Source organism: Psychrobacter sp. TB20-MNA-CIBAN-0197 (genome assembly GCF_040309765.1).
Taxonomy (GTDB): domain Bacteria; phylum Pseudomonadota; class Gammaproteobacteria; order Pseudomonadales; family Moraxellaceae; genus Psychrobacter; species Psychrobacter submarinus.
Window position 1 is genome coordinate 1 of record NZ_JBEOPC010001398.1, and the last position, 235, is coordinate 235.

Annotated in this window: 1 protein-coding gene; it reads left to right on the forward strand. The window is 44.7% G+C overall.

Annotated elements, in window-relative coordinates; translation table 11 throughout:
* Positions 1-235, forward strand: a 235-nt coding sequence (locus tag AAEY83_RS18550; RefSeq protein ID WP_351061643.1) for a DUF6701 domain-containing protein, incomplete at both ends; no start/stop codon positions are given.

The following is a 235-nucleotide window of genomic DNA, read 5'->3' on the forward strand; positions in this document are numbered from 1 at the left end:
ACTTAAAGCGCCTACGCTAGGCGTTCAAGGTACGCTTGAAGCGATGAGCACTGTTGCCTTTAGTGACACAGGCAGTTTGAGTGAATCTATATCGCAGTATAATTACGACCAAGTTGGCATCATTGATTTAACAGCAGGTCTGCAAGATGCCGATTACTTTGGCGCGGGAGATGTAAAAGGTGAATTATATAATATTGGTCGTTTTGCACCTTCGCAGTTTCAGGTAGTGGGGGTT